Genomic DNA, 13901 nt, shown 5'->3' on the forward strand with positions numbered 1-13901 from the left:
ACAATTAACTTATTTCAAAATATTGCTTCTCTTCGTTTTCGAAGAGTTCATAAATTTCATCGGCAGTTTGAGCTTTGGCAAGATTTTCTCTGAATTCATCTCTATTCATCATTCGTGATATTCGGCTTAAAAGTTTTATATGCGGACCTACTAGATTTTCTCTTCCCACAAGAAGAAAAATTAAATTAACTGGTTGCCCATCAAGTGCCTGAAAATCTACAGGTTCATCAAGCTTTCCAAAAGCTGCTATTATTTCGTTCACACTATTTGACTTTGAGTGTGGAATTGCAAAACCTTTTCCTACTCCAGTTGACATTATTTTTTCTCTTTCAATTACAGATTGCCGCATACCTTCTAAATCTATCACACGTTCATCATCTTTGAATAAATCTACAAGTTCATTAATTAAATCAAACTTTGTTCTTCCTTTCATCGAAGGAATAATTTTATCCTTTTTAAGAATATCACATATCTTCATAATTCTACCATTTTTTGATTTTACAAATGCAAATTTAAGAAAGCACACCCCCTTAAGCAATTAAATTAAAATTCTTATTTTCTTGCAGCGCGCTGATACAAAGAGTAATTTACAATACAAAAAAAAATGCAAATGGAGTTTTTATGGACATTCAAAACAAAATTGTTTTGGTTTTAGGTGGCTGGGGATTAGTTGGCAATGCAGTAATTAGAAAACTTATCCCCGAAAAACCTAAGAAAATAATTGTAACATCTCTTAAAAAAGAAGAAGCAGAAGAAGAGGTTGAAAAATTAAAAAAAGAATTTCCAAACCTGCCAGAAGATTTTCTCATTCCATGGTGGGGCAATATTTTCGTTAGATACGATTATAAAGATAGGGACAGAACGGAATTACTTGAGAATCCGTCAACAAGAAAAATTATTATGCAGGATATAATGGAAGAATTAAATGATGAGATTTTGAAAAGTTCATCAATTTATAATCTTCTTATGGAATTCAAACCTGAAATAATAGTAGATTGTGTTAACTCTGCAACTGGAATTGCTTATCAGGATGTTTATTCTCGTTATTACAGAATTAAAAGATTGCTTGAACAAAAACCTTCTGCTGAAATTTTAGCCGAAGAAACAGAAAAAATATTTTGCACTGAATATGTTCCTCAACTAATAAGACATGTTCAAATTCTTTATAATTCAATGAACTTAGCAGGAACAAAAATTTATATTAAAATCGGAACAAGCGGGACAGGCGGAATGGGATTAAATATTCCCTACACACACAGTGAAGAAAAACCTTCTCGTGTTCTATTGAGCAAATCTGCAGTTGCAGGAGCCCATACTTTACTCCTTTTCTTGATGGGAAGAACTCCCGAAGGACCAATCATAAAAGAAATTAAACCAACTGCAGCAATTGCCTGGAAAAGAATTGATTATGGTGAAATCAAAAAGCGAGGCAAACCAATCGAACTTCTAAATGTATCTATGGAGGATGCTCTTCCTCTCAATGGAAAACTAAAATTAACTATGGATAAAAAATTTAAACCAACAGGCGACTATTTAAAATCTGTCTTCATTGATACTGGTGAAAATGGAACTTTTTCATTAGGAGAATTTGAATCAATTACAACACAGGGACAGATGGAATATGTAACTCCTGAGGAAATAGCCGATGATGTTATTTATGAAATTAAAGGTGGAAATACAGGTCACGATATTATTAATGCACTTGACCATGCAACATTAGAACCAACTTATCGTGCTGGATTCATGCAGCATTCTGCAATTGAAAAATTAAAAGAGCTGGAAAAAATTCATAATGTTAACAGTGTTGCTTTTGAGTTGCTTGGACCACCACGCTTATCAAAACTTTTGCACGAAATTAATTTATTAAGACAAATCTGTGGCACAATGAAAAAAATTCTTGAAGAAACTCCCGAAAGTTTATCACAAAAAGCTTATGAATACTTAAAGCAAAATTCAAAACTAAGAAACGAAATTATATCAATAGGAATTCCGATTTTAATGCCTGATGGCAAATCATTATTAAGGGGAAATGAAATTAAAATACCTCCATATCGAGGAGAAAATGAGCTTGAAATAACACCTGAAAAAATTGATTTGTGGGCTCATGATGGATGGGTTGATTTAAGAAAAGAAAGCATGCAAATGTGGCAGCTCAGAATTAAAAAAATAATTGAAGAAGCAGAATCAATTCCACCAGATGATACTAGTTCAATGTTTGTTCGAACAAAAAAATACTGGAATAATTTTGAACAAATTGATATTGGAAAAGTTGTGGGTTGGATTTTCAGTAAAGAAGAAAAAGGTGAAAGAATGAAAGCTTAATTAACATATAAAGAAATAATCCGGATTTGAGCAAGAAGAAATTGAGTTTCAAACTCGTAAGATTCTTGCTCAAAGTTTTAAGATATTTAGTAAAATGAATTAACTAATTACAGAGCATGTTGTTTTCTTTATTCTTTAATAAATTGCTCAGTAATTTCATCTACTCTAATTAACCTATTAACTTTCATTTTTTTGCTTAATTGTTATAAAACATTTCATGCCATTTACATATTGCATGTTTTGAGTATTAATTAAAATTAAATAAGCATGTTTATTACTATTGAGTAAAATTTATTTATTTTTGTAAAAGTTATTATAAACAACTTAGGATATTAAATGCCTGATTCAGACGAACCTGGCGCCAACAAATGTAATTTATACAACTTAACATATACCTTCCCTTGGAAATGAGCCTCTAATTTTCATTGGTTCATCTCCAAGAGGACTTTACTTAAGGAGGTGCCAATGAAAAATATTTTAACTTCTTTTTTGATACAAAAATTTTCTTTACAAGATTTTAAAAATCTTCGATTGCCAATAAGTTTGCCTTATTAATTTGCAGGAGATATTATGACAAAATCTATCTTCTCAAAAATTTCTTCTTCTACAATTACAAAAGAAGCTAAAGCTCCTCATACCATATCAGAGCACGAAAAATTACTCATTGAAATCTGCCAATCAACAGCACAAGAAGCAATTACAAAACTAAATACCTCATTTCAAGGATTAAGCCAGGAAGAAGCTGAACGAAGATTAGATGAATATGGAAGAAATGAACTTGCTCACACTAAAACAATTGGTTTTTGGGAAGATATTTTCAATCGTATGAAAAGTCCACTCGTAATTCAGCTTTTGATAATTGCAATAGTTTCTGGCATTATAGGCGAAATAAAATCTACATTCATTGTAAGCTGCATGGTGCTTTTGAGTGTTGGATTATCTTATGTTCTTGATAGAAGGTCAAATAAAGCTGTTGAAGCGTTAGGTAAAAGAGTTCAAACTCACGTTGTTACTTTAAGAGATGGAAAAGAAGTAGAAATCCCAATCCCCGAAATTGTTCCGGGTGATGTTGTTCTACTTCAAGCTGGCTCTATTATACCAGCTGATTTAAGATTAATTAGCGCAAAAGATTTCTTTGTAAGCCAATCTGTTTTAACCGGTGAATCAATGCCAATTGAAAAGAAATCAGATCCACAACAAATTCAAAGCAACTATGTATTTGATCTTTCGAACGCATGTTTTCAAGGAAGTAATGTAATAAGTGGTAGTGCTCGTGGTGTTGTTGTTAATACTGGAACAAAAACTTATTTCGGTTCTATTTCAGAACGATTAATTGAAAGGCGCCCGGAGACCAGTTTTGATAAAGGTATTAAATCGTTTACCTTCTTGATGATTCGATTTATGATAATAATGGTTTTTGTAGTTTTTATGGTTGTTGGAATTACAAAAGGCAACTGGATTGAAGCACTGCTATTTGGAATTTCTATTGCAGTTGGCTTAACACCCGAAATGCTGCCAATGATTGTTACTGTAAATTTAGCTAAAGGTGCTTTGACTATGTCCAAAAAGAAAGTTATAGTAAAACATCTAAGTTCTATTCAAAATTTTGGTGCGATTGACATTTTGTGCACAGATAAAACCGGCACATTAACACAAGACAAGGTAGTTTTAGAAAAACATGTTGATATTACTGGCAAAGAAAGTAATGATGTTTTGCTTTATGCATACTTAAACAGTTTTTATCAAACTGGCCTAAGAAATTTAATTGACCGCGCAATAATTTCCCATATCAATTTAAATGTTGAGGCAAAATGTCAGCTTGTTGATGAGCTTCCATTTGATTTCCAGAGAAGAAGAATGTCTGTTGTCGTTGAATATGAGGGAGATCACGTTTTGATTTGCAAAGGAGCTGTCGAAGAAATTTTTTCTGTCTGCAACAGGTATCAGGTTGATGATGAAATCTATCCTCTTATTCCAATGCTGCAGAATGATCTTTATGAAGAGGTAGAAGATTTAAATAATGATGGATATCGTGTTTTAGCAATTGCATATAAAGAGTTTCCAAAAGAGAAAAAGACATTTACAATAGCTGATGAAAGTGACATGATTCTTCTTGGTTATATTGCCTTCTATGATCCACCCAAAGAATCTGCTGCCGAAGCAATTGCAGCTTTGCACAATAATGGTATTGAAGTAAAAATCCTTACCGGTGATAATGCTCTGGTGACTAAAAAGGTTTGTAATGATGTTGGATTAAAAATTACTAAAATCGTAACTGGTGATGAAATTGATAAAATGAGTCCTGAAGAATTTAAAAGAGTAATTGAAGAAGCAAATGTTTTTGCAAAACTATCACCTTCACAAAAAGAAAAAGTAATTTATGAATTAAGAGAATCAAAACATGTAGTTGGTTATATGGGCGATGGAATAAATGATGCACAGTCACTTCGTGCTGCAGATGTTGGCATCTCTGTCGATAGTGCTGCTGATGTTGCTAAGGAATCTGCAGATATTGTACTTCTCGAAAAAAGTTTAATGGTTCTCGAAGAAGGAATTATTGAAGGCAGAAAAGTATTCGCAAATATTATAAAATATATCAGAATGGGGGCAAGTTCTAATTTTGGAAATATGTTTAGCGTTCTCGGTGCAAGTTATTTATTCCCATTTTTGCCAATGAAGCCAGTTCAGATATTAACCAATAATCTTCTTTATGATTTTTCACAAACTGGAATTCCAACGGATAATGTTGACAAAGAATTGATTGAAAAGCCTTTAAAATGGAATATTGATAACATAAAAAAATTTATGATTTTTATTGGGCCAATTAGTTCTATTTTCGATTATGCTACTTTTGGATTGATGTGGTTTTTCTTTAATGCAAAAGATTATCTTAATCCCACAACAACTCTACAACAAAAAAATTATTTAGAAAGTCTTTTTCAAACTGGCTGGTTTGTAGAATCATTACTAACTCAAACTCTTATTGTGCACATAATTCGTACAAAAAAAATCCCGTTTTTCAAAAGCAGAGCCTCTTTATCAATGACATTGACAACAATATTAATTATGGCAATTGGTGCATGGCTTCCTTATTCTCCCTTTGCTGAATCATTTGGATTTGTTGCATTACCAACAATTTATTGGTTTTGGATTATTAGTTTTTTAATTTCTTATGGAATATTAACTCACTTTATAAAAACCTGGTTCTTCAAAAAATTTGGAGATAATTAAAGATGGATACACTGCTTGATGCTCTTCAAGAAGGAAGACTGATTGAACTTCCGGATAATGATAAAAATCATGCATTGCAATTTTTATCCCACATTCTGGAAGCAATTCCATCCGTTCCAAATAATACGGATGTTGCAGGATTAGTATTAAAAAGAGAAGAAAGTTTTAACACAGCTTTGGGAAAAGGATTTGCAGTTCCTCATGCACGTGTTCCTTTTGAAGGTGATTTGTTATGTGCTGTCGGTTGGAGTCCTAATGGTATAAACTACGGAGCTTCGGATAATAACCCAGTTCATATCGTGATTATGTACCTTGTTCCGAGTAATCAAAGAAATCAATATTTAAAAGAGGTTTCCAACATTGCTAAAGCTTTAATGGAATTGCACGACGAGAATAAGTTAAAATCATTCAATGACTTAAATTCAGTCAGAAATTATTTACTCGATATGATTAGCACTGCAAAAGACTTTGTGGGACCTGAGGCACGTGCAAGGATGATTCAACTGGAAGTTAGAGAAAGTTTACAAAAACTTCCACCACAAATTTTATCGGACTTAATTATTGAACCTATTACAATAATAAAAGATACAAATGGAAAAATTATTTTATTGACTCAAAACAAAGAATTATTTGACTCTGTTGAAAAATCTTTGAGTAGTCTCGATAAACTTTCAATTAATGGTAACACAGAAATTTCGGGCTGGAGAATTATTAAAAGATATTCTACAGAATTTATATCAAATAGAGCTCTAATTGATTGTATTGCTATAAAAATATTAAGCAAATAATAAGTATTAAAATAGTGTAATTAAGATTACATCATTACACTTGCCAGATTTCATAAGAAAAACTGCAAGATTATTCAATAGGCATTCTTCCAGAACAGGATTTGAAAGATTATCAACCTTATTGCAATAAGTATAATATAATGAAATTTATTCCCATAAATCTGATTTGAATTTTTTTGCATTCAAGTATGGATCCCCGTTAAATATTGCCGAAATAATTGCAATTGCATCAACTTTATAATCCAGTAATAATTGATAGTTTTCAGAATTAATTCCTCCAATTGCAACTACTGGAATTTTTAATCTCTTCTTGGCTGATTTGAAAAAATCTAATGAACTGATACACATTTCACTTGGTTTTGTAGGTGAATTAAAAACAGCTCCAAAAGCAACATAAGTTGCACCTAACTTTTCAAATGTAATTGCTCTTTCTAAATTGTTATAACATGAAATTCCAATAATCTTTTTCTTGAGAAGACTTTTGATTTTATTAAAACTCTCTATTTCATTTGCCCCCAAATCTTCTTTTCCTAAATGAACTCCATCAGCATCACTTTCAAGTGCAACATATGGGTCATCATTAATTATTAATGGAATGTTATATTTCTTAGTAATCTCTTTTAATCTTTTTGCTCGTTCGATTCTCTTTTCAAAAGGAAAATATTTATCCCTTAGCTGAATAATATTTACACCCCCTAAGATTGCTTTTTCTACCATTGTTTCCAAGCTAATGTCAGGAATTAGATTCTCATCAGTGATTGCATAGATACCTCTTATTTTTGCCATAGCCACCCGTGATTTAATGGACCAAAACCTTTTCCAATTTGAATTTCATTTTGTAATGCATTCTGAATATAAGCTCTTGCATTTTTAATTGATGAGAATACATCGTAACCTTTTGCAATATATGCTGTAATAGCAGCAGAAAAAGTGCAACCTATGCCATGAGTATTTTTTGTTTGAATAAAAGGATTTTCTAAATATTCGATCTTATCTTTTGAGTAAATTAAATCAACAACTATATTATTAAAAGATAGATGCCCACCTTTAATTACAACGTATTTGGGCCCAAGTTTATAAATTTGTTCTGCCGCCAGTATCATATCATCTTTTGTAGAAATTTTAATACCAGAAAGAATTTCTGCTTCAAAAATATTGGGGGTAATTACCAATGCCACTAATAATATTTTTTGCTTAAAAACATTTAGTGAATTTTCCTTTAATAAGTCAGTTTCGTCTTTTGCTTTTAATACTGGGTCAACAATTAATTTATTAATATTAAATTCATGAATCGCAGAAGCTACATTTTCAATTATATCTGAATTAGAAAGCATACCTGTTTTTGCAGCATCAACACCAATATCTGAGATTATAGATTTAATTTGCTTATAAACTAAGAAACCGGGTAAATCATATACAGATTCGATTCCTTGTGTGTTTTGGACAGTAATGGAAGTGATAGCACTAGTGCCATAAACATTTAATGCCATAAAAGTTTTCAAATCTGCTTGAATGCCTGCACCAGCACTGCTATCACTTCCTGCAATTGTTAATACTTTTGAAATTGTTTTCACTTTTACTCTAATTAATTTTCATTTCAAAAGCTTTTGCTATTGCTTGCCAGAACGGGTCTACTCGTGGATGTTCTAATTGTTTAGTTTGATTGTTCTCAACAATCCATCTTCCCTTTTCTAAGGGAAGTATTTCACCAACTACAGCACAATGAATTCCTTTGTCACTTAATTCATTAATAAGTAAATCAACTTTATGCGGTCTTACAGTAATTACTAATGTCCCCTCACTAATTGAAATATAAGGGTCCATATTGAATAGTTCGCATACAGATTTAACTTCTGGTAAAACGGGAATTTTATCTTTATAAATAATAATCCCTTTATTACTTGCTTGAGCTACTTCATAAACACCACCGATTACACCGCATTCTGTTGCATCGTGCATTGAAGTAATTCCTTCTTCTCTAACTCCAATTTTAACTGCTGTCAGCGCATCATCAACTGTGCTCATTTTATAAAATAAATTTTCAGCCTTAAAAAATATTTCATCACCTAATTTTTCTTTAATGTAATTTTTAAATGTATTGGCAAAAATTCCTACAGCTTCGATTGCTGCTCCTTTAGTGATAATAACAGCATCACCAACTTGAGCCATATTTGGAGTTAGATATTTATCTTTAGGTCCAAGTGCAATAAAGGTAGCGCCACCAACCATTGGGTAATCTGTTCCAGTATATCTTGCAGTATGACCTGTAATTACAGCTGTTCCATATTTCTCACATTCGTGATGAATTACATTCCATACCTTTTCAAATTCATCTTCGGTAATGCTCATGGGTAAATTAAAATCAAAAACTGCATAAGCTGGTGGGAATCCACTTGTTGTAACATCACTTGCTAAAATATGCCATGCGAACCAAGCAGCCTTTTCCCAGCCATATTGTGGAACAATATAAATTGGGTCTGTAGTAATTGCCATTACTGTTTCGTTCGATACTTGAACAATACCAATATCAATTCCATGATGAGGAGGAACCAATACATCATTTCTTTTTGCACCAAGTTGAGGATAAATATAATGATTAAAAAATTCAGGACTAATTTTCCCAATAGCAGGAAATTCAGCTTTTTTCATATTTATACCTCTACTAATTTATTTTTACGAATTGTATTTTCAACCAAATTCATTGGGCAGAAAGGACCGCACATTGAGCATGCATCAGTTTTGCTTGCTCTTTTTTCAAAAATTTTCTTTGCTTCGTTGCCATATAAAGCTAATTCAAATTGCTTATCCCAATCTAATTTGTAACGAGCTTCGCTCATTTTTTTATTTCTTTCAAGAGCATCTTTATTTCCTCGAGCTATATCAGCAACATGAGCTGCAATTTTAAAAGCAATAACGCCATCTTTCACATCAGTTACTGTTGGAAGACCGACATGCTCTGCAGGGGTTATGTAGCATAACATATCAGCGCCATACCAGCCGGCAAGCGCCCCGCCAATTGCACCTGCAATGTGGTCAAATCCTGCTGCTACATCAGTAGGCAGCATTCCAAGAATATAAAAAGGAGCATTCTTAGTAAGCTTTTTCTGAATTTGCACATTTGTTTGTATTTCATTAAGAGGAATGTGACCTGGTCCTTCAACCATCGTTTGAACTCCAGCTTTGCGTGCTCTTTCTACCAATTCACCAATTATCATTAATTCTGCAATTTGTGCTCTATCTGTAGAATCATTCAAACTTCCGGGTCTTAATCCATCACCAAGAGACAATGTCATATCATATTCATGTGCAATCTCAAGAAGCCTATCATAATATTTATATAGAGGGTTTTCTTCTTTGTTTTTAAGCATCCATGCAGCTATTAAACCGCCACCTCGAGAAACAATTCCCGTAATTCTATTTTCGTTTTGGTATCTTCGTAATGTTTCAAAAGTAATTCCACAATGAACTGTGATATAATCAACTCCCTGTTTACCGTGATCTTCAATTACTTCGAATAAATCTTCATCGGTCATATCATAAATTGATGATCTTTTAGCAACTCTAAATTCAGCTTCATAAATGGGAACAGTGCCCAATGGGACTTCACAAATATTTAAAATTTGTTGACGGATAAATTGTAAATCGCCGCCAGTAGATAAATCCATTAAAGTATCTGTGCCATATTCAATTGCTATTTTCGCTTTTTCAATTTCTTCATCAATATTTATATAGTCATAAGATGTACCAATGTTGGTATTAATTTTTACAGAAAGTGATTCACCAATACCTGTAAATTTATTGAGATTATGATGATTTATATTGGCGGGAATTACCACTTTCCCTGAACTTACAAGTTCACGGATTTCTTCCGGATTTTTGTTTTCTTTTTCGGCAACATACAGCATAGCATCTGTTATTTTGCCTGCGCGTGCAAAATCTAATTGAGTCATTTGAGCCTCCATCATTTTAGTTATTTATTTAACACCGATGGAAGCAATGGGGCAGGATAATTTTGGCTTAAAGAAGGGAATTTTTATTCTTTACCTTCCCTACGCCGGTATTACCCGGATCAGGTTCAAAAGGCCGAAGTCGCATTCCAGACTTCCTCTCAGCCGGGTTGTCCCCAGCTTCCTCGGTAATACTTTTTTATTTTATGTCAATAAACTAATAGAATTTTTAATATCAACTTAGAATTTTATATGGACAAGATTTTGCAAATATTAAAAACTAATTAAAAAATATTAATAAGAATCATCATGATGTTCTTAATTTATCATTTGTTAGTGTAATAAAATTGTCTTTTTCTTCGACACTTAAAAATTTTTACATCGACAAGTTAGTTTTAAACATTCAATTTATCAAGAATGCTAAAAAATTTTACATCTTATTTACTTTGAATAAAATTTGTTGATTAAAATTCCCCTAAATTATTTCACAAAAAAATTTAAGAGTAAGACAAAATATTTCATATCATTTTTCAATTTCATAATGCTAAAATAATTATTGTATTAATTGAAGTTTCTATTTATGTTGTGTTCAGATTGTTCAATATTTTATGGAGGGTATATGAAGTTCAATAAATTTATTTTAATAATTCTTACATACAACATTATTTTTTTTAATATTCATGCACAGACAGGACTTGGCACTTTCAAGTATGATGATTTTAAAACACCTGAGTATTGTGGTTCAGCATGTCATACAGATTTTTATCAGCAATGGAAACAAGCAATGATGTCGCAGGCATATACTCATGAATGGGATGAAATAGAATATTTTAAGTTAGCTGTACCTCATGCCGAAAAAGATGAAAAGGTTGCAGAAGTAAAAGCAGGTTGTAATGGTTGTCATTCACCGCTTGCATATGTTGCAGGAGATGTTCCTCCGCCATTACCAAGTAAAAATTCAAGAGCAAATGAATCTGTATCCTGTGAAGTTTGTCATAGCATCGCTGGTTATGCTGGCGACACACCATATAATTTTAATTACATAATGAAACCTGGCAGAACCAAATTTGCTTCTCGTAAACCTGAAATTTTATCTCCTGCACATGAAATTGAAGTAAACCCATTACTGAAGTCAGGTGATTTTTGTGGGATTTGTCATAATGAAAAATCTCCTTATGATGTTTGGGTTAAATCAACTCATCTCGAATGGAAAGAAGGACCTTATGCAAAAGAAGGTGTTCAATGCCAGGATTGTCATATGCCAAAAGCAGAATTCAAAACTGCTTCGATGGGGGCTAAGTATCCTGATGCAAGACTACATCTTTTTCACGGAGCTCATGACCCCGGAAAAGTTCAAGGTGTTATTGAATTAAGAATTAATCCTGATATTAGAGAAGTAGAACCTGGAAGCGTTGTTAAATTTACTTTAGCTTTGTTCAATCAGAAAACTGGACATAAGTTTCCAACTGGTTCAGTTGAAGATAGAATCGTATGGCTGCATGTTGAAGCAGTAGATTCAAAAGGGAATGTTTATCATATACCTGTAGATAAAAAAGGTTTTGAAGGTGAAGAATATACAATTGGAAGTGATGTTCTTGCTTATCAAGATATGGGCATTGCACTTAATGACCCTAACTTCAAAGGTGTTCAAAGAGATGGAATTCCTATAGGTGATAGAATTTTTAGAATGCCATATTTTGACCCTCAAGGAAGAATGACAATTCAACAATGGAATACTGCATCACTCGGAGTTGATTATAGAATTGGTCCTCGCGAAACAAAAATTGAAACCTTCACTTTCAAAGTTCCTAATAACATAGCACCAGGGAAATTAAAAGTTACAGCAACACTAAATTATCAATTACTTGTTAAACCAGTTGCCGATTTTCTTGGCGTTCCCGAAAGTGAATCTCAAATTATAAAAGTAAATGAACATTCAACTGAAGTTACAATTCTACAATAATAAAGGTGACTTTATGAAAAAATTATTTTTTTCTCTTATTACTATTTATTTAGTAATAATATTCTGCTCTCAAAATTTATATGCAATTCCTTCATTTGCGCGAAAATATAATATGAGCTGCCAAACATGTCACTCTCCTTTTCCGAAATTAAAAGATTATGGAGATGAATTTGCAGGCAACGGATTTGTTCTTGGTGATAAAGATGCTCCAAGATATTTTATCGATACTGGAGATGACCAATTATCTTTATTAAGAGAAATTCCATTAGCTATAAGATTGGAAGGCTATGTAACTTATAACAATCAAGAATCAGAACGATTTGATTTTTCTGCTCCATATCTTATAAAATTATTATCAGGCGGTGCATTAACAAATAATATTTCTTATTACTTTTACTTCTTTTTGAGCGAAAGAGGAGATGTAGCCGGTCTTGAAGATGCATTCATCATGTTCAATAATTTGTTTGGCCAAGATTTAGATTTATATGTTGGACAATTTCAAATATCAGATCCACTCTTCAAGCGTGAATTAAGATTAACTTTTGAAGATTATCATATTTATAGAGTAAAACCCGGTTTGTCGAATGCAAATCTTACATACGACAGAGGTTTAATGTTGACTTATGGTTTGCCAACAAAAACAGATATAATCTTTGAAGTATTAAACGGGACAGGAATTGGTGCAGCAAATAGTTTTAAAATTTTTGATAATGATAAATACAAAAATTTCTTTGGAAGAATTTCACAAGATATAATTGAAGGAATTCGTATCGGAAGTTTTGGCTATTATGGCAAAGAAAATTTAGTTGATGATAAATCAAGAAAATTTACAAACACTTTTAATATGTGGGGAATCGACGCAACCTTAAAGCTGAAAGACATACTTGAATTGAATTATCAATATGCGGAAAGAAAAGATGACAGTGCAGAATTTTTCATGAAAAATTTTAAAACAAAAGGGGTTATATGCGAGTTAATTTATACTCCAAAAGGTGATGAAAGTAAATGGTACGGAGTTCTTTTATATAACTGGGTTGATTCTGATTTCAACGAACTTGATTATAACAGCACAACAATAAGCTTGGGTTATCTCTTAAGAAGAAATATACGCTTGGTAGGTGAATACACTTATAGCATCGAAAAAAAATATAATCAATTTTCAATCGGTATTGTATCAGCATTTTAATATTAATGGGCTGTCTAAGAAATAAAAATTAAGACAGCCCAAAATTTATAATGATTTATAAGTAAACCATTTTTGGTGATTTAATTTATATTAAATATCAAACTTAAGAGCGGAATTTTATAGGATATTTTTACAGTATATTAACTTCATTGTCAGCTATAGGGATTTATCATTCATAGAAACTTGGTCAATAATTATTTTGGCAGTTTATATATAAGCAATAAAATTTCCAGATTTTTACTTGGATTCCCACAGAAAAGAAAATAAATTAAATAATACATTTTCCATTCAGCAATTTATTATTTCATTTAATTCTTTTACTTTATTTTTATAATAAGGATCATATCATAATTTTATATCAAGATATTTATTCTTACTTTTCTTATACCCATCAATAAATTTATCTCATCATTTCATACATTGATCATCGCAAATGCTTAGGCTCTTTATATTCATTTTGAACT

Annotated in this window: 10 protein-coding genes and 1 riboswitch; of the genes, 5 read left to right on the forward strand and 5 right to left on the reverse strand. The window is 31.9% G+C overall.

Annotated features, from left to right (window positions below; genetic code table 11):
* Window positions 1–4: 4 nt before the first annotated feature.
* Window positions 5–478, reverse strand: a complete 474-nt coding sequence (locus tag VJY32_RS02125; RefSeq protein WP_353676225.1) for a PTS sugar transporter subunit IIA — start codon at window positions 476–478, stop codon at window positions 5–7.
* Between the two features lie 143 nt (window positions 479–621).
* Here VJY32_RS02125 and VJY32_RS02130 point away from each other — a divergent pair, with 143 nt between their 5' ends.
* From VJY32_RS02130 to VJY32_RS02140, 3 genes are all read left to right on the forward strand, one after another.
* Entirely contained in the window at window positions 622–2322 is a 1701-nt protein-coding gene (locus tag VJY32_RS02130; RefSeq protein ID WP_353676226.1) for a short-chain dehydrogenase, read from the forward strand.
* Window positions 2323–2892: 570 nt separating this feature from the next.
* Entirely contained in the window at window positions 2893–5553 is a 2661-nt protein-coding gene (gene mgtA, locus VJY32_RS02135; RefSeq protein WP_353676227.1) for a magnesium-translocating P-type ATPase, read from the forward strand.
* A gap of 2 nt (window positions 5554–5555) precedes the next feature.
* A complete protein-coding gene (locus tag VJY32_RS02140; RefSeq protein WP_353676228.1) occupies window positions 5556–6341 on the forward strand; it encodes a PTS sugar transporter subunit IIA in 786 nt (261 codons plus the stop codon).
* Between the two features lie 147 nt (window positions 6342–6488).
* Here the strand turns inward: VJY32_RS02140 and thiE are convergent, their stop codons facing one another.
* The 4 genes from thiE to thiC are packed head-to-tail and all read right to left on the reverse strand — an operon-like array spanning window position 6489 to window position 10291.
* The gene (gene thiE, locus VJY32_RS02145) at window positions 6489–7127 is read right to left on the reverse strand and encodes a thiamine phosphate synthase (protein ID WP_353676229.1); all 639 of its coding nucleotides are present in this window, start codon (window positions 7125–7127) and stop codon (window positions 6489–6491) included.
* On the reverse strand, window positions 7115–7915 hold the full coding sequence (thiD, locus tag VJY32_RS02150; RefSeq protein ID WP_353676230.1) for a bifunctional hydroxymethylpyrimidine kinase/phosphomethylpyrimidine kinase: 801 nt from the start codon (window positions 7913–7915) through the stop codon (window positions 7115–7117). Before thiD ends, thiE begins: the two co-directional genes overlap by 13 nt.
* A gap of 7 nt (window positions 7916–7922) precedes the next feature.
* Window positions 7923–8990, reverse strand: a complete 1068-nt coding sequence (locus VJY32_RS02155; protein ID WP_353676231.1) for an AIR synthase family protein — start codon at window positions 8988–8990, stop codon at window positions 7923–7925.
* A 2-nt stretch (window positions 8991–8992) separates the two neighbouring features.
* Window positions 8993–10291: a phosphomethylpyrimidine synthase ThiC gene (gene thiC / locus VJY32_RS02160; RefSeq protein ID WP_353676232.1), complete on the reverse strand. Its 1299-nt coding sequence runs from the start codon at window positions 10289–10291 to the stop codon at window positions 8993–8995.
* 78 nt (window positions 10292–10369) lie between these two features.
* A riboswitch (TPP riboswitch) is annotated at window positions 10370–10485 on the reverse strand.
* A 422-nt stretch (window positions 10486–10907) separates the two neighbouring features.
* On the opposite strand from thiC, the gene VJY32_RS02165 reads away from it, so the two are divergent.
* On the forward strand, window positions 10908–12251 hold the full coding sequence (locus VJY32_RS02165; protein WP_353676233.1) for a multiheme c-type cytochrome: 1344 nt from the start codon (window positions 10908–10910) through the stop codon (window positions 12249–12251).
* A gap of 13 nt (window positions 12252–12264) precedes the next feature.
* The gene (locus VJY32_RS02170) at window positions 12265–13437 is read left to right on the forward strand and encodes a hypothetical protein (RefSeq protein WP_353676234.1); all 1173 of its coding nucleotides are present in this window, start codon (window positions 12265–12267) and stop codon (window positions 13435–13437) included.
* Window positions 13438–13901: the final 464 nt, after the last annotated feature.

The sequence above is a fragment of the Rosettibacter primus genome, assembly GCF_036860675.1.
Classification (GTDB): Bacteria; Bacteroidota; Ignavibacteria; order Ignavibacteriales; family Melioribacteraceae; genus Rosettibacter; species Rosettibacter primus.

Coding starts and splice junctions, on each gene's coding strand:
- VJY32_RS02125 (WP_353676225.1), bottom strand. CDS start 478: ATGAAGATATGTGATATTCTTAAAAAGGATAAAATTATTCCTTCGATG.
- VJY32_RS02130 (WP_353676226.1), top strand. CDS start 622: ATGGACATTCAAAACAAAATTGTTTTGGTTTTAGGTGGCTGGGGATTA.
- mgtA (WP_353676227.1), top strand. CDS start 2,893: ATGACAAAATCTATCTTCTCAAAAATTTCTTCTTCTACAATTACAAAA.
- VJY32_RS02140 (WP_353676228.1), top strand. CDS start 5,556: ATGGATACACTGCTTGATGCTCTTCAAGAAGGAAGACTGATTGAACTT.
- thiE (WP_353676229.1), bottom strand. CDS start 7,127: ATGGCAAAAATAAGAGGTATCTATGCAATCACTGATGAGAATCTAATT.
- VJY32_RS02155 (WP_353676231.1), bottom strand. CDS start 8,990: ATGAAAAAAGCTGAATTTCCTGCTATTGGGAAAATTAGTCCTGAATTT.
- thiC (WP_353676232.1), bottom strand. CDS start 10,291: ATGACTCAATTAGATTTTGCACGCGCAGGCAAAATAACAGATGCTATG.
- VJY32_RS02165 (WP_353676233.1), top strand. CDS start 10,908: ATGAAGTTCAATAAATTTATTTTAATAATTCTTACATACAACATTATT.
- VJY32_RS02170 (WP_353676234.1), top strand. CDS start 12,265: ATGAAAAAATTATTTTTTTCTCTTATTACTATTTATTTAGTAATAATA.